This is a genomic window from Gordonia sp. NPDC003376 (assembly GCF_053589235.1).
The window spans coordinates 146402-164013 of record NZ_JBSFRM010000010.1 but is presented as its reverse complement, the minus strand read 5'-3'; the positions used below and the strand labels follow the sequence as shown (position 1 = coordinate 164013).

15 protein-coding genes are annotated in these 17612 nt (G+C 68.3%); 12 read left to right on the top strand and 3 right to left on the bottom strand.

The window, feature by feature from the left end; all coding sequences use genetic code 11:
• The first annotated feature begins 287 nt into the window (after positions 1 to 287).
• Positions 288 to 824 carry a hypothetical protein gene (locus ACWDUA_RS12900; RefSeq protein WP_449751401.1) on the top strand — a complete coding sequence of 179 codons (537 nt, stop codon included), beginning with the start codon at positions 288 to 290 and terminating at the stop codon, positions 822 to 824.
• A gap of 74 nt (positions 825 to 898) precedes the next feature.
• Positions 899 to 1690 (top strand): ParA family protein, encoded by a 792-nt coding sequence (locus tag ACWDUA_RS12895; RefSeq protein WP_449751400.1) that lies wholly within the window; start codon positions 899 to 901, stop codon positions 1688 to 1690.
• A gap of 35 nt (positions 1691 to 1725) precedes the next feature.
• On the opposite strand, the gene ACWDUA_RS12890 is transcribed toward ACWDUA_RS12895, so the two are convergent.
• Both ACWDUA_RS12890 and ACWDUA_RS12885 read right to left on the bottom strand, forming a co-directional pair.
• Entirely contained in the window at positions 1726 to 2988 is a 1263-nt protein-coding gene (locus tag ACWDUA_RS12890) for an Rv3212 family protein (RefSeq protein ID WP_449751399.1), read from the bottom strand.
• Between the two features lie 49 nt (positions 2989 to 3037).
• A complete protein-coding gene (locus ACWDUA_RS12885; RefSeq protein WP_449751398.1) occupies positions 3038 to 4696 on the bottom strand; it encodes a DEAD/DEAH box helicase in 1659 nt (552 codons plus the stop codon).
• A 281-nt stretch (positions 4697 to 4977) separates the two neighbouring features.
• Between ACWDUA_RS12885 and ACWDUA_RS12880 the strand changes: the two genes are divergently transcribed.
• Positions 4978 to 5667 (top strand): ferritin-like fold-containing protein, encoded by a 690-nt coding sequence (locus ACWDUA_RS12880; RefSeq protein WP_449751397.1) that lies wholly within the window; start codon positions 4978 to 4980, stop codon positions 5665 to 5667.
• 224 nt (positions 5668 to 5891) lie between these two features.
• A complete protein-coding gene (locus ACWDUA_RS12875; protein ID WP_059037508.1) occupies positions 5892 to 6122 on the top strand; it encodes a DUF3107 domain-containing protein in 231 nt (76 codons plus the stop codon).
• Positions 6123 to 6248: 126 nt separating this feature from the next.
• Here ACWDUA_RS12875 and ACWDUA_RS12870 read toward each other — a convergent pair whose 3' ends face one another.
• Positions 6249 to 6926, bottom strand: coding sequence for a TetR/AcrR family transcriptional regulator (locus ACWDUA_RS12870; protein ID WP_449751396.1), 678 nt, complete (start codon positions 6924 to 6926; stop codon positions 6249 to 6251).
• Between the two features lie 126 nt (positions 6927 to 7052).
• Between ACWDUA_RS12870 and ACWDUA_RS12865 the strand changes: the two genes are divergently transcribed.
• The 8 genes from ACWDUA_RS12865 to ACWDUA_RS12830 all read left to right on the top strand — a co-directional run bounded on the left by ACWDUA_RS12865 (position 7053) and on the right by ACWDUA_RS12830 (position 17136).
• On the top strand, positions 7053 to 8171 hold the full coding sequence (locus ACWDUA_RS12865) for a DUF3152 domain-containing protein (protein WP_449751395.1): 1119 nt from the start codon (positions 7053 to 7055) through the stop codon (positions 8169 to 8171).
• 115 nt (positions 8172 to 8286) lie between these two features.
• Positions 8287 to 9462 carry an adenylyltransferase/sulfurtransferase MoeZ gene (gene moeZ / locus ACWDUA_RS12860; RefSeq protein ID WP_059037487.1) on the top strand — a complete coding sequence of 392 codons (1176 nt, stop codon included), beginning with the start codon at positions 8287 to 8289 and terminating at the stop codon, positions 9460 to 9462.
• Between the two features lie 122 nt (positions 9463 to 9584).
• Positions 9585 to 10439 carry a TIGR02569 family protein gene (locus ACWDUA_RS12855; RefSeq protein WP_449751394.1) on the top strand — a complete coding sequence of 285 codons (855 nt, stop codon included), beginning with the start codon at positions 9585 to 9587 and terminating at the stop codon, positions 10437 to 10439.
• A gap of 220 nt (positions 10440 to 10659) precedes the next feature.
• Positions 10660 to 12150 carry a nitrate/nitrite transporter gene (locus ACWDUA_RS12850; protein WP_449751393.1) on the top strand — a complete coding sequence of 497 codons (1491 nt, stop codon included), beginning with the start codon at positions 10660 to 10662 and terminating at the stop codon, positions 12148 to 12150.
• Between the two features lie 30 nt (positions 12151 to 12180).
• Entirely contained in the window at positions 12181 to 14781 is a 2601-nt protein-coding gene (nirB, locus tag ACWDUA_RS12845; RefSeq protein WP_449751392.1) for a nitrite reductase large subunit NirB, read from the top strand.
• Positions 14781 to 15200 (top strand): nitrite reductase small subunit NirD, encoded by a 420-nt coding sequence (nirD, locus tag ACWDUA_RS12840; RefSeq protein WP_449751391.1) that lies wholly within the window; start codon positions 14781 to 14783, stop codon positions 15198 to 15200. The genes nirB and nirD overlap by 1 nt, the downstream gene beginning before the upstream one ends.
• Positions 15197 to 16387 carry a uroporphyrinogen-III synthase gene (locus tag ACWDUA_RS12835; RefSeq protein WP_449751390.1) on the top strand — a complete coding sequence of 397 codons (1191 nt, stop codon included), beginning with the start codon at positions 15197 to 15199 and terminating at the stop codon, positions 16385 to 16387. Before nirD ends, ACWDUA_RS12835 begins: the two co-directional genes overlap by 4 nt.
• Entirely contained in the window at positions 16387 to 17136 is a 750-nt protein-coding gene (locus ACWDUA_RS12830) for a sirohydrochlorin chelatase (protein ID WP_449751431.1), read from the top strand. The genes ACWDUA_RS12835 and ACWDUA_RS12830 overlap by 1 nt, the downstream gene beginning before the upstream one ends.
• Positions 17137 to 17612: the final 476 nt, after the last annotated feature.

Here is a 17612-nt window from a genome sequence, read left to right as displayed (position 1 = left end):
CCCGAAACCAGGGGAAAGTGCTCCTTCCCCGAGTTTCGACTCCTTCCCTGTGTTGCATCTCGGGGACGATGGCGAAAGTAGGGGAAGGTGACTTTCCCCTACTTTCGGGCGGTCCCCGGGTTTCGGGCGGTCCCCGGGTTTCGGGCGGTCCCCGGGTTTCGGGCGTTCCCCGGGTTTCGGGGCAGAGGGGCGCTGCAGGGCATCGTCGGCGTCGGCGCGACGACGCACACCGTCGTCGACGCTCAGGTGCACAGAACGTGTGCGCGCACACCTTCTACTCTGGACAGGTGAGCAAGAGCAAAGACCCGGAGAACGACACGGGGACCGGGGCCGTGGAGGCTCCGCCGACCCAGATCCGGGTGGCCGGTGCGCTGACCACCTTCGAGGGTGCGGTGGCGCTGATCTTCGCCATCGTGCTGGTGATCCGTGAGATGGCCGGACATCACGAGGACTTCATCAGTGGCTACGGCACCGCGCTGTGGTTCGGCATCATCTTCGGCGGGGTCCTGGTGGGCGGGGTGGCGCTGCTGGTCGGCCGGCGCTGGGGCCGTGCGATCTCGCTGGTCGCCCAACTGCTGCTGCTCCCGGTGGCCTACTACGTGTTCACCAGCGGCCAGGCTCTCTTCGCCATCCCACTGGCGCTGCTCGCCCTGACCACCCTGGTGATGCTGTTCACCCCTGCATCACTGCGGTGGATCTCCGCCGACCTCGTGGAGGACGACGCCCCGCCCCGTCCACCCTCGTCCGGCCGTTCCGGGGCAAGGGGGCAGGCGGGCGGGAGTCGCGGGGGCGACAGTCCGGGAAAGGGCCGTCGAGCCAGGTGAGCGTCCTGCGCTCACGGTGATCGGTGGGCTCGGTGGATCCCTGCGACGGCGGTCCCGGCCGTAAGGTGGGGGTCATGACGCGCATTCTCGCGATTGCGAACCAAAAGGGTGGGGTGGCCAAGACGACGACCGTGGCGTCGTTGGGTGCGGCTTTGGCGGATCTGGATGTGTCGGTGCTCGTCGTGGATCTCGATCCACAGGGGTGTCTGACGTTCTCGCTCGGACATGATCCCGACCAGATCGAACGGTCGGTGCACGACGTGCTGCTGGGGGACGAAGAGATCGCCGACGTGTTGCTCGACACCGAGGACGATGTGACGCTGCTCCCGGCGACGATCGACCTCGCCGGGGCCGAGGCGCTGCTGTTGATGCGGCCGGGGCGCGAGTACGCACTCAAGCGGGCACTGGCGGAGGTCGCCGAGGACTTCGACGTGATCCTCATCGACTGCCCGCCGTCACTGGGGGTGCTCACCCTCAACGGGCTGACCGCCGCACACGAGGTGATCGTCCCGCTGCAGTGCGAGACGCTCGCGCATCGTGGCGTGGGACAGCTGTTGCGGACGGTCACCGAGGTCCAGCAGATCACCAACCCCGAACTCGCCACGCTGGGCGCGGTGGCCACCATCTTCGACGCCCGAACCACCCACAGTCGCGATGTACTGTCCGACGTCGCCGATCGCTACGGCCTGCCCGTGCTCGACCCGCCCATCCCGCGGACCGTTCGGTTCGCCGAGGCGTCGGCGTCGGGGTCATCGGTGATGCGTGGCCGAAAGAACAAGGGCGCCATGGCGTATCGTCAGCTCGCGGAGAACCTCCGGAAGTACTGGGACGCCGGCGAGCAGGTTCGCACCTTCGACCCCAGCTGAGTCACCACCCGGGCCGCCGGGACACCTCCATGCCGTCAGTCGGCCGGTCCGTACACCTCGATGGTCGCGCCGCGCTGTTCCACCACCGACTCGCCGGCCACGCGCAGACTCACCGTGCCGCCGGTGTATCCGTCGCGCTTCAGCGCGATGGTGCGCACCGTCCTGCCGTTCGCGGGATCGCGGACGCTGACCCCCGACGGTCCGGGGAGCAGCAACTGTCCGGCCATCATCTCGCCGGGGCCCAGGGTCGACGGCACCAGGTAGCGCGGCCGCAGTGACTGGGCGTCCAGCACGACGGTGGCGGAGCCGGTGAAGTAGGTGATCACCCCGCCGGAGGTGAGTGGCACGCTGTCGGCAGGCGGTGCCGGGTCGCCCTGCACGATGTCGGTGCCGGCCGCGGCCCCGTCGGTGTCGAACAGCCGGATGGTGGGCTTGCCCGGGGTGGGGGCGTTGTGCCCGCCGTCGTAGACCGCGATCGCCGAACCGCTCATCGCGATGACCACCGGCGGTGGGCCGGTCGCGATGTCGGTGATCGGCGACGACCCGTACTGGGTGACCTTCTCGTTGCTGTCGAGCAACGCCCCGAGGACGGTCAGCCGGTAACCGGGATCGTCGGCGCAGCGTTCGATCACCGCGAGACGATCTCCGGAGATGGCCGACGAGAACAGGGTGCAATCGGTGCGGCCGGGCTGCACCTCGGGGTTGACCGGGGCGGTGACGCGGCCGTACTCGATACCACGTACCAGGTTGGACCCCCACGTCTCCAGCCGACCGGGACCCTGCGCGAGCACATAGCCGGAGTCGGTGACCAGATGCAGCGTGTCGTCGGCGTCGCTCGTCCGGCTGCCGACGCGGCGCCCGGTGCTGCCGTCGAGGGCGGTGACCTCCGAGCATCCCCGGGAGTTCCGGTAGACGGCGAGCACCTCGTCGGCGCTACCCGGCCATGCCGCCGCGGCGGTGCACAGCGGGATGTCGCGGGAGTAGCGCCAGACCTGATGTCCCGTGGCCGGGTCGCGGCCGGTCACCTCGCCGCCGTCGGCGGTGACGATCAGCGATCTGGTGATCGCCGGAGTGGTGGTGGCGGCCGAGGCCGCATGCCAGCGGGCGGTGAGCGCGGCCGGCACGGCGGTGGCGGCCGCGCTCACCGGGGATGCCGATGTGGCCTGGGCGTCGTCGGCGTGGCGAGCGGGACTGACGTACCAGATCACCACGCCGGCGACGACGAGCACGACGACGATGACGGCGCTGACCACCAGGTCGGCGCGGGTCCTGCGTTCCGGTGTGATCCGTGTCCGCACCGGCGGTTCCTGCTGCTCGGTTGGCGTCGAGATCGCTTCTGCCCCTGAGCTATTCGGCGGCAGCTGCGGCCGGGGCGGAATCGCCTGCGCTCTCCGTGGAGCCGGCGTCGGCACCGCTGCGACGACGCGCACCACCGCGGCGGCGGCGACGGCGGCGCGGCCCACCGTCGGTGCTCTCGCCCTTGGTCTCGGTGGCGTTGGTCGCCGCGTCGCCGGAAACGGCCGCGGTGTCGGCGGACCCGTCACCCGAGTCGCCGGAGGAGTTCTTCGGATCGGTGCCGTCGCCCGTGTTCTCGGACGCGTCGTCACTCACCGGCCGGCCGGCCCGGGTCCGCCGACGGGTGCGGGTACGGGCGGGGCGCTCGGCGCGGGGACGACGCTCGCCGTCGTCGGGTTCACCGTCACGCCGGGGCTTGGCGATCCGGCCGGTCGCCGACTCCGGGATACCGAGCTCGGCGCGCAGGTGCTCGGAGGTCGAGTAGGTCTCCACCGGCTCGGGGGCGTCGAGTTTGAGGGCGTTGTTGATCAGCTCCCAGCGATGCAGCTCATCCCAGTCGACCAGGGTCACGGCGGTGCCGGTACGGCCCGCGCGGCCGGTACGGCCGATCCGGTGCACGTAGGTTTTGTCGTCCTCCGGGCACTGGTAGTTGATGACGTGGGTGACGTCGTCGATGTCGATGCCGCGGGCGGCGACGTCGGTGGCGACGAGGACGTCGATGTCGCCGTTGCGGAAGCGCTTGAGCGCCTTCTCGCGCGCGACCTGGCCGAGATCGCCGTGCACGGCACCCACCGCGAACCCGCGCTCGGCGAGGTCGTCGGCGACCTTCTGGGCGGTCCGCTTGGTGCGGGTGAAGATCATCGTGGCGCCGCGGCCCTCGGCCTGCAGGATCCGTGCGACCAGCTCGGCCTTGTCCAGGGCGTGGGCACGGTAGACGTACTGCGTGGTGCGCTCGTGCACCGCGGAATCGTTGGCGTGCTCGGCGCGGATGTGGGTGGGCCGGTTCAGGAAGGTCCGGGCGAGGGTGACGATCGGGCCCGGCATGGTGGCCGAGAACAGCATCGTCTGCTTGTCGGCAGGCAACGCGGAGATGATCCGCTCGATGTCGGGCAGGAAGCCCAGGTCGAGCATCTCATCGGCCTCGTCGAGCACCAGGATGGACACCTTGCCGAGGATCAGGTGGCCCTGGTTGGCCAGGTCGAGGAGGCGGCCGGGAGTACCGACGACGACGTCGACGCCGGCCTGCAGGTCGGCGATCTGTGACTCGTAGGGGCGGCCACCGTAGATCGCGGTGATCCGAATCCTGCGCTCGGTGCCGTCGGCGAGGGTGACGTCGAGCTTGCGGGCGGCCACCTCGAGGTCGCCGGTGACCTGGAGGCAGAGCTCGCGGGTCGGGACGATGATCAGTGCCCGCGGCGTGGTGTCGAGGGCGCGCACGCCGGTGTCGGAGGCATTGGCCAGCCGGTGCAGCAGCGGGACGCCGAAGCCGAAGGTCTTGCCCATGCCGGTGCGGGCCTGACCGATCAGGTCATCGCCGGCCAGCGCGAGCGGCAGGGTCAGCTCCTGGATCGCGAAGGTGTGGGTCTTGCCGTCGTCGGCGAGAGCCTCGACGATCTGGGGGTCGACGCCGAGTTCGGCGAAGGTCGGCGAGGTGTGTGTCTCGTCGACGATGGTGGTCTGCACGTCTTCTTCGGTGCCGGTGTCGGTCATGTGGTTTTCGTGTGCCTTTCGTATCTGCTCGAGCACGCACGAAAGGCTCCACATGACCGCGAGCGCCGGGAAATCGACGTCTCTCGCGGGCCGTCGCGCGGCCGTCGGGGGCCGCGTCGGACAGCGGGTGTGGGCTCGAAGTGCGCGCACAATGCCGGGTGGTCCGCGGTCGCGGGGCAGTCGGGCTGCCGGACATCCACGTGGGTGGATCGCAACGTCCGCGGTACTACACCGACCATCAGTGTACGTGGTGACCTCAGCGGACCCGTTACCATCAGTGCATGTCGCCGTCTGCCGATGCGTCCGAGCCCCTCCCGACATCCGCGATCGACCCGGACGACGGTGCGATCGCCAAGCTCTTCGCTGTGCTGCTGGCCGGCGAGTACGCCGCCTTCTATCGCCTCGTCGCCGAATCGTCGATGGCCCCGGACGACGCCAGTGGGATCGCCATCGCCCGCATGGCCACCTCGGAGTTCGGGCACTACGAGATGCTCGCCGAGCAGGTGACGCGACGCGGGCTCGACCCGGTGGAGTCGGTGACCCGCTACCGCAAGGTGTTCGACCAGTATCACGATGCGACGACCCCCAAGACCTGGCTGGAGGCGCTGGTCAAGGCGTATGTCGCCGACGGCCTGGCCGCCGACTTCTACAACGAGCTGTCCCAGGTGCTGCCCGCCTCGGTGCGTGCGGTGGTGGCGTCGGTCATGGCCGAGACCGGCAATTCCCAGTTCGCGCGGGAACAGGTGAACGCCGCGATCGCGTCCGACCCGAACCTGCGTTCCCCGCTCACGTTGTGGGGCCGTCGCCTGCTCGGCGAGGCCGTGACGCACACGCAGTGGGTGCTCGCCGCGGAGGACGACGTGATGGATCTGCTGTTCGCCGGGGCGTCGTCGCTGCACGGCGTGGCGGACTTCTTCGAGACGGTCTCCGCGCGGCATGCGCAGCGGATGGCCGATCTCGGTCTCGGCTGAGACCGGGTTGCGGCCGGATTCCGGAGGCCGCGGGCGCCCGCGCGTGCGGTCGACGGATCGGACCTGCGGGCCGCGCTCGTCTCCGAGATGCGGTTCAGCCCATAGCGGAGCGGCTGACATCGGTCGGCGACGCTGGATTAACCTGGTTCGGCGAGCGGATGTTCGGCGACGATGCGTCACCGTCGAGTCCGCGCACGAGCTCCAACCACAACCGAAGGGTGGCCATGACCGTTGAAGTGAAGATCGGCATCACCGACAGCCCGCGCGAACTGTCGATCGCCTCGGCATTGCCGGCCGAGGATGCACTCGCCGCGGTCGAGGCCGCACTCGCCGGGAAGCAGGAACTCCTGGTGCTCACCGACGACCGCGGGTCGCGGTTCCTGGTGCCGGTCACCAAGATCGCCTACGTCGAGGTCGGCGCCGCCGAGGGACGCAGGGTGGGCTTCGGTTCCTGACCGGTCGCGTTCACCGCAGACATCGACGGCTGCCGGTCCCCCTCACGGGGACGGCAGCCGTCGGTTGTTTCTGTGCTCGTCGGGCTCGTGCGCCGGCCGGGTCCTCCCGGTGCGCCGGGTTCGGTGTCAGTCGGCCTGACCGTCGTCGGCCGGGGCGACGACGACCGGATCACCGAACGAGCCGCCGGGCTGCATCGGCACATGCGACAACCCGCCCCACAGCAGGGCGACGGTGGTGTCGACGGCGGTGTGCTTGTCGATCGGCCGCTTGGCCTCGAGCCAGTAGCGTGCGTTCACCTGGCTCGCACCGACAAGGCCCGCCGCCAGCATCCGCGACCGGTAGGGATCGAGTCCGGAATCCTGCATGACCAGCCCGTACACGGCGTCGACGCAGGCCTCGGTCGCGCCCTCGGTACGGCGGATGACCGCCGGGTCCATCACGTCCGAGGCGAAGATCAGGCGGTAACCGGAGTTGTCCTGGTCGATGAAGTCGAAGAACGCCTCGACCGCCGCACGGACGCGCTTCCGGTTGTCGGTGGTGGTGAGCAGGGCCGCGTTGACGTCGGCGACCAGCTTCTCGGCATGTGAGTCGACCACGGCGATGTAGAGGTCGAGCTTGGACGGGAAATGCTGGTACAGCACGGGCTTGCTGACACCCGCGTGGATGGCGATCTCGTCCATCCCCGCCGAGTGATATCCGCGTTCGACGAAGATCTCGCTCGCTGCCTCGAGCAACTGCATGCGCCGTGCGCTCCGAGGGAGCCGGGTTCCGTTTCGCCCGGAGGCCTTGGCGGCTGTAGACATGGTTCGAGGGTACTCGGGGGGTCACGGTGATCGGCGGCGGCATCGTTGCGGTTGCGGTACAGTTCCGGCTCCGCGGGAGCGACGTCCTCCGTGGTATTCGCATCATCCTGTGAGAGGGTGTGACACGTGAGCCGCACAGAAGATGCGCCCGGGAGCGAGCCGACGGGCCCGGGGGCGTTCCGCACCGAGGGGCGGGTTCGGGCCGGGGAGGCCGGGCCGCGGACGGCGCGGGGCGGGGCGGGGGACGTGCCGAGACGACCCCGTCCGCTTCCCGACCAGCCGCTGCGGGCCCGCTGGGATCCCACCGACGAGGTCGGGCGTGCGCGCGGGGACCGCGATCGCGAATCCCCGGGTGCGGACGACGCCGACGAACCGCAGCCCAATGCGCTGCGTCGATTCGTCGCGACCTACGGTTGGCGGGCGTATGCGATCCCAGTGCTGGTGGTCCTGACCGTGATCCTGCTCGTGTTCACCATCCGTGACTCCGACAACGATGGCGGTGCCCCCGAGGTGGCACCCGATCCGTCGGCGCGCAACGCGCAGGTGACCGAGGAGACCACTCCGATCGGTGCGCCGACCGGCCAGATCCAGGAGGCGCAACTGACCGCCGGGGCGCTCCCGGCCGGCGGTGCGTTCACCGCCAACGGGAAGAAGACCTTTCACGTCGTGCCCGGCACCACCGGACAGGTCGGTACCGGCGGGCAGGCCTACACCTACACCGTCGAGGTGGAGGACGGCCTGAACGGGCAGGACTTCGCCGGTGACCGATCCTTCGCGAAGATGGTCGACACCACCCTGGCCAACGGGCGCAGCTGGATCGGCGACGGCAAGGTCTCCTTCCGGCGGATCGACAGGGGCGAACCGGACCTTCGGATCTCGCTCGGCTCCACCGGCACCACGCGGGAACTCTGCGGATACCAGATCAAGCTCGAGACATCGTGCTTCTACCCCCCGGACAAGCGGGTCACGCTCAACGAGGCCCGCTGGGTCCGTGGCGCGATGTCGTACGAGGGTGACGACGTCGCTTACCGCCAGTACCTGGTCAACCACGAGGTGGGCCACGGAATCGGGTACGAACGGCACGTGCCGTGCCCGGCGAACGGGGCGCTCGCGCCGATCATGATGCAGCAGTCCTTCGGGACCGCCAACGCTCAGATCCTGGCGCTCGACCCCGACATGAACGCCGACCCGGCATTCGTGTGCAAGCCCAATCCGTGGCCGTTCCCGGGGCATTCGCCGGCCTGACCGGAAGCGTCCGCGCGGCACCGGCCTGGGGAATTCGCCACGACGGGGGATCGTTGACCATGCCAGTCGGCCGCATGTACGCGGCCTGATCCGTCATCGATGATCGGAGGCAGCTGTGTCGTCTTTGCCACCGCTGGTTGAACCCGCGGCCGAACTGTCCAACGAGGAGGTCGCGCGCTACAGCCGGCACCTGATCATCCCGGACGTCGGGATGACCGGGCAGAAACGACTGAAGAATGCCAGAGTGCTGGTGATCGGGGCCGGTGGCCTCGGCTCACCGACCCTGCTCTACCTGGCGGCGGCCGGTGTCGGGACCATCGGCATCGTCGAGTTCGACGTCGTCGACGAGTCCAACCTGCAGCGTCAGGTGATCCACGGCCAGTCCGATGTCGGTCGGCCCAAGGCGGAGTCGGCGCGCGACTCGATCCGCGAGATCAACCCGTTCGTGACGGTGAACATCCACGATCAGCGCCTCGAGCCGGAGGACGCCGTCGAACTGTTCTCCCGGTACGACCTCATCCTCGACGGCACCGACAACTTCGCCACGCGCTACCTCGTCAACGATGCCGCCGTGCTCGCCCACAAGCCGTACGTGTGGGGATCGATCTACCGGTTCGAGGGTCAGGCGTCGGTGTTCTGGGAGGACGCCCCGGACGGCCGTGGAATCAACTACCGCGACCTCTATCCGCAGGCCCCGCCGCCCGGGATGGTGCCCTCGTGCGCCGAGGGCGGCGTGCTGGGCATCCTGTGCGCCTCGATCGGATCGATCATGGGCACCGAGGCGATCAAGCTGATCTGCGGCATCGGCGAGCCACTGCTCGGTCGGCTGATGGTCTACGACGCCCTGGACATGACCTACCGCACCATCCGGATCCGCAAGGACCCCGACGGCGCGAAGATCACCGAACTGATCGACTACGAGGAGTTCTGCGGTGTCGTCTCCGACGAGGCGGCGCAGGCTGCGGCCGGATCCACCCTGACCGCCACCGAACTCAAGGACAAGATCGACGCCGGTGACCGGATCGCCCTGATCGACGTGCGTGAGCCGGTCGAGTGGGACATCGTGCACATCGACGGCGCCACCCTGATCCCCAAGGACCGCATCCTGTCCGGGGCAGCGCTCGCCGACATCCCGCAGGATCGTCCTACGGTGCTCTACTGCAAGACCGGGATCCGCTCGGCCGAGGCCCTCGCCGCCCTCAAGCGCGCGGGGTTCGCCGACGCCAGGCATCTGCAGGGTGGGATCACCGCATGGGCGAGCCAGGTCGACAAAGAGCTGCCGGTCTACTGAGTTCCGGCGCGAACCGGCCCACCGACACCGCGATCGGCCGATCGTCCGGCCCGGCGTCCGCAGGGGCACGTCACCGCGTCGTTCCCGGGGATTGCCCGGCGGGCTCGGTAATCTCTGCAGATGTGAACACTGTCGAGCCGCCCGATCATGTGCTGAACACATTCGGGTTGACCTCCCACCCGCCGATCGCGATGGGCGACTCGTGGCTGGGCGGCTGGCGTGTCGGCGAGGTGGTGCTGTCGCTGGTTCCCGACCACGCGCGTGCCGCGTGGTCGGCGTCGGTACGCGAGAACCTCTATGTCGAGGGGCTGCGGATCGCCCGTCCGTTCCGGGCCACCGACGGTCGCTATGTGGTGTCCGGCTGGCGGGCCGACACCTATATCGCCGGAACCTCCGAGCCACGTCACGACGAGGTGGTGTCGGTGGCCGACCGGCTGCACGAGGCCATCGCCGATCTGGACCGTCCTCGGTTCCTGCTGCAGCAGCCCGCGCCGCCGCACACCGACGTCGACGTCTTCAACGCGGCCGACCGGGCTGCCTGGGAGGATGTGCCGTTGCGGACCGCCCGAGCCGCGGGCATGGCCGAGCCGACGTCGGCGGACGGGCAGGAGAGCGTCGCGATCCTCAAGACCCTGGCGACCCTGCGTAAGCCGGTCGAGCTGAAAAACCAAGTGGTGCACGGGGATCTGTTCGGGACCGTGCTGTTCGCCGGGGCGGCGGCACCCGGGATCACCGACATCGTGCCCTACTGGCGCCCGGCGTCGTGGGCGGCGGCGGTGGTCGTCGTCGACTCCCTCGCCTGGGGTGGCGCCGACGACGATCTGGTCCGCCGCTGGTCCGATCAGCCGGAGTGGCCGCAGATGATGTTGCGGGCCACCATGTTCCGGCTTGCCGTCCATGCCCTGCACCCCCGGTCCACCGCCGGCGCGCTACCCGGTCTCAAACGGGTCGTCGACATCGTCCGTCTGATGGTATAACCGCAGGTACGCGCAGTTCTGTCGGTGCGTTCGCATCGTCCCATCCGGCTCACACCCCCAGGTGGTGGATGTGAGAACAACGTGACTTCTCAGTCACGACCGTGACAAGTGGCGCAACACGGCGTCCCTACCGTTGGTTCAACGATCGACGCTGATCGTCGGTCATACGGCCACAGCCCCGACGCCACAGTCACTTGTCACCAACCCGATGGGACACCACATGGCAACCTCACGCCTGCTGGACAATCTGCGAAGAGACCACACGATCACCGACTGGGATCCCGAGGACACCGTTGCCTGGGAGGGCGGCAACGCCCTGATCGCCCGCCGCAACCTCGTCTGGTCGGTGATCTGCGAACACATCGGCTTCTCGATCTGGTCGCTGTTCTCGGTGATGGCCCTGTTCATGGGACCCGAGTACGGTATCAACGCCGACCAGAAGTTCGTGATCGCGGCCACCGCCACCTTTGTCGGTGCCTGCCTGCGCGTCCCCTACACCCAGGCCACTGCGCGATTCGGCGGCCGGAACTGGGCGATCTTCTCCGCGGTGGTGCTACTCATCCCGACCGGCCTCACCATGATGCTGATGATGAACCCGGGCGAATTCGGCTTCGGTTGGTTCCTTTTCGTCGCAGCGCTCACCGGTTTCGGCGGCGGCAACTTCGCCTCGTCGATGACCAACATCAACGCCTTCTACCCGCAGCGACTCAAAGGCTGGGCTCTCGGCCTGAACGCCGGTGGTGGCAACATCGGCGTGCCCGCGGTGCAGCTGCTCGGGCTGCTGGTGATCTGGCTGGCCTCGGACAAACCCGAGATCGTCTGTGCGGTCTACCTTGTGGGTCTGGCTGTCGCCGGTGTCGGTGCCGCGATCTACATGGACAACCTCGATCACCAGACCTCCAGCGGTAGGGCAATGATCGACTGCCTCAAGCACTACGACAGCTGGTTGATCTCCATCCTCTACATCGGCACCTTCGGATCGTTCATCGGCTTCTCGTTCGCGTTCAGTCAGGTGCTCAACATCTCGTTCAAGTCGTCTGGTGAAACAGCTGCTGCTGCAGCACTTTCGGCCGCACAGATCGCCTGGATCGGGCCGCTGCTGGGATCGCTGTTCCGCCCGCTCGGCGGCAAGTTCGCCGACCGCTTCGGTGGCGGCAAGGTCACCTTGTGGTGCTTCGTCGGTATGGTCGCCTCGTCGATCGTCCTGGTGGTCGCCGGAACCGTCGCCGACGGACATGCCGGACACAAGATCGAGACGCCGCAGCTGGTCGGGTTCATCGTCGGATTCATCCTGCTGTTCGCGATCTCCGGGATCGCCAACGGCTCTGTCTACAAGATCATCCCGACGATCTTCGAGCACAAGTCCCGCAACCTGACCGGTGTCGACGGCATGGCCCGCACCCTGTGGTCGCGGTCGATGTCGGGAGCATTGATCGGGATCGCCGGTGCGGTCGGCGCGCTCGGCGGCGTCGCGATCAACCTGGTGCTGCGCAGTAGCTACAAGGCCAACCAGTCGGCCACCATCGCGTTCTGGATCTTCCTGGCCTTCTACGTGATCGCCGGTGTCATCACCTGGTGGTTCTACGCCCGTAGGGAGGTCGTCCTCGACCCGCACTACAGCCACACCGACGACATCCAGGTCCACGCGCCGGAAGCTGTTGCGGTACTGGATGATACCGATGTCCCCGCGACCGTCGAGGCGAAGGCCTGACCAGGCCCGGCGGACGAGAGCAGTACACGCATGACGAAGGGAACCGAGATGAACACGTCGCGCACCGTCGTGGTCGCCGGACACGGAATGGTCGGACACCGATTCGTGCAGGAGATCCGCAACCGCGACACCGACGGCACCTGGCGCGTCGTGGTGATCGGCGAAGAAGCCGAGCCCGCATACGACCGGGTCGGCCTGTCCTCCTACGTGGGTGAGTGGGATCGCACCGCACTCGCGTTGAGCGGCAACACCTATGACGGTGACACCGCGGTGGAGTCGCTGGTGGGGGAGACCGTCACCACCGTCGATCGCGACGGCCACCGGGTGGTCACCGATTCCGGTCGCACCGTCGACTACGACGCGCTGGTGCTCGCCACGGGCTCGTATCCGTTCGTCCCGCCGGTCAGCGGCCACGACCACGAGAAGTGCTTCGTCTACCGCACGCTCGACGATCTCGACGGCATCCGCACGGTGGCCGAGGCCGCCGGTCCGGGCGCGGTCGGCGTGGTGGTCGGCGGTGGACTGCTCGGGCTCGAGGCAGCGAATGCGTTGCGGCTGTTGGGTATGACCCCGCATGTCGTCGAGTTCGCCCCGCGGCTGATGCCGATGCAGGTCGACGACGGCGGTGGTGCGGTGCTGGCCAAGCTGGTCACCGACCTGGGGCTGCACGTACACGCCGGGGTCGGCACGTCCGCCATCGCGGACAACGGTACCGGCGGGGTGTCGGTGACACTGAGTGACGGGACGCTGATCGATGCGTCGCTGGTGGTCTTCTCGGCCGGTGTGCGTCCTCGCGATCAGCTGGCCCGCGATGCGGGCCTGGCCCTCGGCGAGCGCGGTGGTGTGCTCGTCGACACCGGTTGCCGCACAGATGATCCCGACATCTTTGCGATCGGCGAGGTCGCGGCGGTCGAGGGCCGGTGCTACGGACTGGTCGCCCCGGGGTACTCCACCGCCGAGGTGGTCGCCGAACAACTGGTCGGCGGCACGGCGGAATTCCCCGGTGCGGACATGTCCACCAAGCTCAAACTGCTCGGTGTCGACGTCGCGAGCTTCGGTGATGCCATGGGAACCACCGAGAGGGCCCTCGAGATCGTCTACTCCGACCCGGTCGCGGGCAAGTACGCCAAGATCGTCATCTCCGACGACGCGTCGACCCTCCTCGGCGGCATCCTGGTGGGTGACGCGTCGGCGTACGCGATACTCAAGCCGATGGTCGGTCGCGCGATCCCGGGTGACCCGGCCGCGCTGATCACCCCGGCGGGTGGGGGTGCCGGCGTCGGCATCGACGCGCTGCCCGACGACGCCGAGATCTGCTCGTGCAACGGTGTTTCCAAGGGAACGATCTGCTCGGCGATAGCCGACGGCGCCTGCGACATCGCGGCGGTCAAGGGGTGTACCTCGGCCGGCACCACCTGTGGTGGTTGCGTGCCGAGTATCAAGGCCCTGCTCGAGGCGTCGGGCGTGCAGCTCAGCAAGTCGCTGTGTGAGCACTTCACGCAGTCGCGCGCCGAGCTGTTCGAGATCGTGTCCGTCACCGGCATCCGCACCTTCTCCGAACTGATCGACCGGTACGGCACCGGATCGGGCTGCGAGATCTGCAAGCCCACCGTCGCGTCGATCCTGGCGTCGACGTCGAGCGATCACATCCTCGACGGTGAGCAGGCCGGGCTGCAGGACACCAACGACCACTTCCTGGCGAACATGCAGAAGAACGGCTCGTACTCGGTGGTCCCGCGGATGCCGGGCGGTGAGGTGACCCCCGAGCAGCTCATCGTGATCGGTGAGATCGCCCGCGACTTCGGTCTGTACACCAAGATCACCGGTGGTCAGCGGATCGACCTGTTCGGTGCACGGGTCGATCAGCTCCCGGAGATCTGGCGGCGTCTCGTCGATGCGGGCATGGAGTCCGGGCATGCGTACGGCAAGAGCCTGCGGACGGTGAAGAGCTGTGTCGGCTCCACCTGGTGCCGTTACGGTGTGCAGGACTCGGTGGGCATGGCGGTCTTCCTGGAGAAGCGCTACCGGGGCCTGCGGTCGCCGCACAAGCTCAAGTTCGGTGTCTCCGGTTGTGCCCGCGAATGTGCCGAGGCCCGTGGCAAGGATGTCGGTGTGATCGCCACCGAGCACGGGTGGAACCTGTACGTCGCCGGCAACGGCGGTCAGACACCCAAGCACGCACAGCTGCTGGCCGGCGGTGTGGATGACGACACACTCGTCGCCTACATTGACCGGTACCTGATGTTCTACATCCGCACCGCCGACCGACTGCAGCGCACCGCGCCGTGGCTGGAGTCGCTCGAGGGCGGACTGGACCATCTCAAGGCGGTGGTCTGCGACGACAGCCTGGGGCTGGCCGCCGATCTGGAGGCGGCCATGGAGCGCCACGTCGCGGGCTACCGTGATGAGTGGGCCGCGGTATTGGAAGACGAGGACAAACTGAAGCGGTTCGTGTCGTTCGTGAACGCTCCGGAGGTGTCAGACCCCACCATCCGGTTCACCGAGGGAGACGAGCGCAAGGTTCCTGTGCTGCTCGACCTGCCCACCGTTCGGGCGGCTTCGGTCGGAACCGGTGTCCTCGTGGAATCGGCCGGGACGGATGTCCCGCTGGAAACGGAAGGAGTGCGTTGATGACGATCATCGACACTGCCGAACAGACCCGGACGGGTGTCTGGGTGCGGGTGTGCGCGCTCGACGAGCTCGTCGTCGGACGTGGCGTCGGAGTGCTGGGGCCGGACGGGGCGCAGGCCGCGTTGTTCCGGATCCCGGCGTCGGAGACCGACCGGGAAGCCGTCGGACGGTCGCGGCTGCACGCGATCGGCAACATCGATCCGTTCGCCCGCGCCGCGGTGCTCTCGCGCGGGTTGACCGGCGACCATGCCGGTGAGCCCACCGTGGCGAGTCCGATCGGCAAGCAGGTGTTCTCCCTGCGATCCGGTGTGTGCCTCGACGACGACACCGTCGCGGTGCCGTCGCTGGCGGTCCGGGTGGTCGACGGTGTCGTCGAGATCCACTTCGCCACCGCCGACGACGACGATGGGACGCGATGAGCGACGACCACCGCCCGGTCACCGCGCCGGACGAGTTGCCCCTCGAGGGATTCACCATCGGGATCACCGCGGCGCGGCGATCGGAGGAGTTCGCGGCCCTGCTGACGCGCCGGGGCGCCGAGGTGATGCTGGCGCCGACGATCCGGATCCTGCCGCTGGTGGACGACACCGAACTCGAGCGGGTGACCGGCCGGGTCATCGCCGACCCGCCGGACATCATGGTGGCCACCACCGGGATCGGTTTCCGCGGGTGGGTGGAGGCCGCCGAGGGCTGGGGTGAGGCCGAAGAGTTGGTGGCCGCTCTCCACAAGAGCCGGTTGATCGCACGCGGACCCAAGGCGAAGGGGGCGATCCGTGCCGCCGGGTTGCGCGAGGAGTGGTCGCCGGAGAGCGAGTCGTCGTCGGAGGTGCTCGACCGGTTGCTGGCCGAGGGTGTCGACGGGATGCGGGTGGCGGTGCAGCTGCACGGCGCCACCACCGAGTGGGAACCGCTGCCGGATTTCTGCGCGGTACTGCGTGCGGCCGGCGCCGATGTCCTGCCGGTGCCGGTGTATCGGTGGAACATGCATCCCGATGTGGGTCGGATCGACAAGATGATCACGGCCACCATTCGGGCCGACCTCGACGCCATCACCTTCACCAGCGCGCCCGCCGCGGCGGCGATCCTCACCCGCGCCAAGGAGTTGGGGAAGCTGCAGCCGTTCGTGCATGCGATGCGTACAGCGGTGCCGGTGATGTGTGTCGGGTCGGTCAGTGCGGGCCCGCTGGAGGCATTGCAGATCCCGACCGCCTATCCGCGGCGATTCCGGCTCGGTGCGTTGGTGCGGTTGATCACCGACGATTTGCCACGTCGCAGCCGCACCCTGCGGGTGGCCGGACATGACACCGCGATTCGCGGTCAGGCCGTCCTCGTCGACGGTGAGATGCGTGAGGTGTCGGCGACCGGGCAGTTGCTGCTGAAGATGCTGGCCAAGTCGCCGGGACGGGTGGTCGGGCGGCAGGAACTGCTGCGTGGGCTTCCGGGTGACAGCGCAGACACTCATGCGGTGGAAGTCGCGGTGGCGCGTCTACGGGCTGCGCTCGGCGACCCCAAGATGATACAGACCGTGGTGAAACGCGGGTATCGGCTGGCCGTCGACCTGGAGTACGACGAAGCCGATGAGCCCGACGGGACGGGGGACGAGTGATTCGACGTACCAAGCAGTTCCGACTTCCGCACGGCGACCGGTTGGCCGACGTGCACCCGGTGCTCGTGGCACACGGAACCCGTAATCCGCACGGTGTCGCGGTGATCGCCGAGATCGCCGAGATGGTGGCAGGCAAGGTGGGTTGCACGCGCACGGCATTCGTCGACGTGCTGGGTCCCACGCCCAGCCAGGTGATCGCCGACCTCGACCCGAATCGCCCGGCCGTACTCGTTCCCGCCTTCCTGTCTTCGGGATACCATGTGCGCAAAGATATTCCAGAGCACGTTGCCTTGGCGGAACGGTCCGACACCATCGTCACCCGTTCACTCGGACCAGATCCGGTGATCGCAGATGTGACCCGTCGTCGGCTCGTCGAGGCGGGCTGGCAACCCGGTGATGCAGTGGTCCTGGCCGCCGCCGGTTCGTCTGATCCGTCGGCCTGCGCGCAGGTGTCGCTTGCGGCCCGCCAGCTCGAGTCGCTGATCGGTGGACACGTCGAGGTGGGCTTCATCGCCACCGCGACCCCGACGGTTACCGATGCCATGGCGAGGGCCCGCCGCTCGGGACGCCGGGTCGTCGTGGCGTCACATCTGTTGGCGCCCGGGCTGTTCCATCAGCGGTTGTTCACCTACGGCGCCGATGCCGTCACCCAGCCGCTCGGCGCCGACCCGGCGATCGTCGACCTCATCGTCACCCGTATGCGTGCGGCCGTGAGTCCCTACCGCACCACGGCGCCGCTCCTGCGCTGACGCCGGCGAGGACCCGAGCGTGGTTCGGTGGTTGCGTTCCGGGCCTGGCCGGCGGAGGTGTCGACTCGACTTGTCGCTACGCTCCGTGTCGGATCGACCATCAACGACGACAGCACTATTCGGTGGTTGAGCCGGGACCGAGCATCGCGAGGACCCGTGTCGAAACCTGGTGAGGTGGCGATGTTGGTGACCACCTCGAACGGAGTGGTTGCGTTCCGGGTTCGGCCGGCGGAGGTGTCGACTCGACTTGTCGCTACGCTCCGGGTCGGATCGACCATCAACGACGACAGTATTGTTCGGTGGTTGAGCCGGGACCGAGCATCGCGAGGACCCGTGTCGAAACCTGGTGAGGTGGCGATGTTGGTGACCACCTCGAGCGGAGTGGTTGCGTTCCGGGTTCGGCCGGCGGAGGTTTCGACTCGACTTGTCGCTACGCTCCTCGTCGGCTCAACCATCAATGGGTGCACCATGATTCG

What these genes read in the sequence shown, in the direction of transcription:
- ACWDUA_RS12880 (WP_449751397.1), top strand. Translation starts at nt 4,978, where the DNA reads ATGTCGCCGTCTGCCGATGCGTCCGAGCCCCTCCCGACATCCGCGATC.
- ACWDUA_RS12870 (WP_449751396.1), bottom strand. Translation starts at nt 6,926, where the DNA reads ATGTCTACAGCCGCCAAGGCCTCCGGGCGAAACGGAACCCGGCTCCCT.
- ACWDUA_RS12875 (WP_059037508.1), top strand. Translation starts at nt 5,892, where the DNA reads ATGACCGTTGAAGTGAAGATCGGCATCACCGACAGCCCGCGCGAACTG.
- nirD (WP_449751391.1), top strand. Translation starts at nt 14,781, where the DNA reads ATGACGATCATCGACACTGCCGAACAGACCCGGACGGGTGTCTGGGTG.
- ACWDUA_RS12835 (WP_449751390.1), top strand. Translation starts at nt 15,197, where the DNA reads ATGAGCGACGACCACCGCCCGGTCACCGCGCCGGACGAGTTGCCCCTC.
- nirB (WP_449751392.1), top strand. Translation starts at nt 12,181, where the DNA reads ATGACGAAGGGAACCGAGATGAACACGTCGCGCACCGTCGTGGTCGCC.
- ACWDUA_RS12885 (WP_449751398.1), bottom strand. Translation starts at nt 4,696, where the DNA reads ATGACCGACACCGGCACCGAAGAAGACGTGCAGACCACCATCGTCGAC.
- ACWDUA_RS12895 (WP_449751400.1), top strand. Translation starts at nt 899, where the DNA reads ATGACGCGCATTCTCGCGATTGCGAACCAAAAGGGTGGGGTGGCCAAG.
- ACWDUA_RS12850 (WP_449751393.1), top strand. Translation starts at nt 10,660, where the DNA reads ATGGCAACCTCACGCCTGCTGGACAATCTGCGAAGAGACCACACGATC.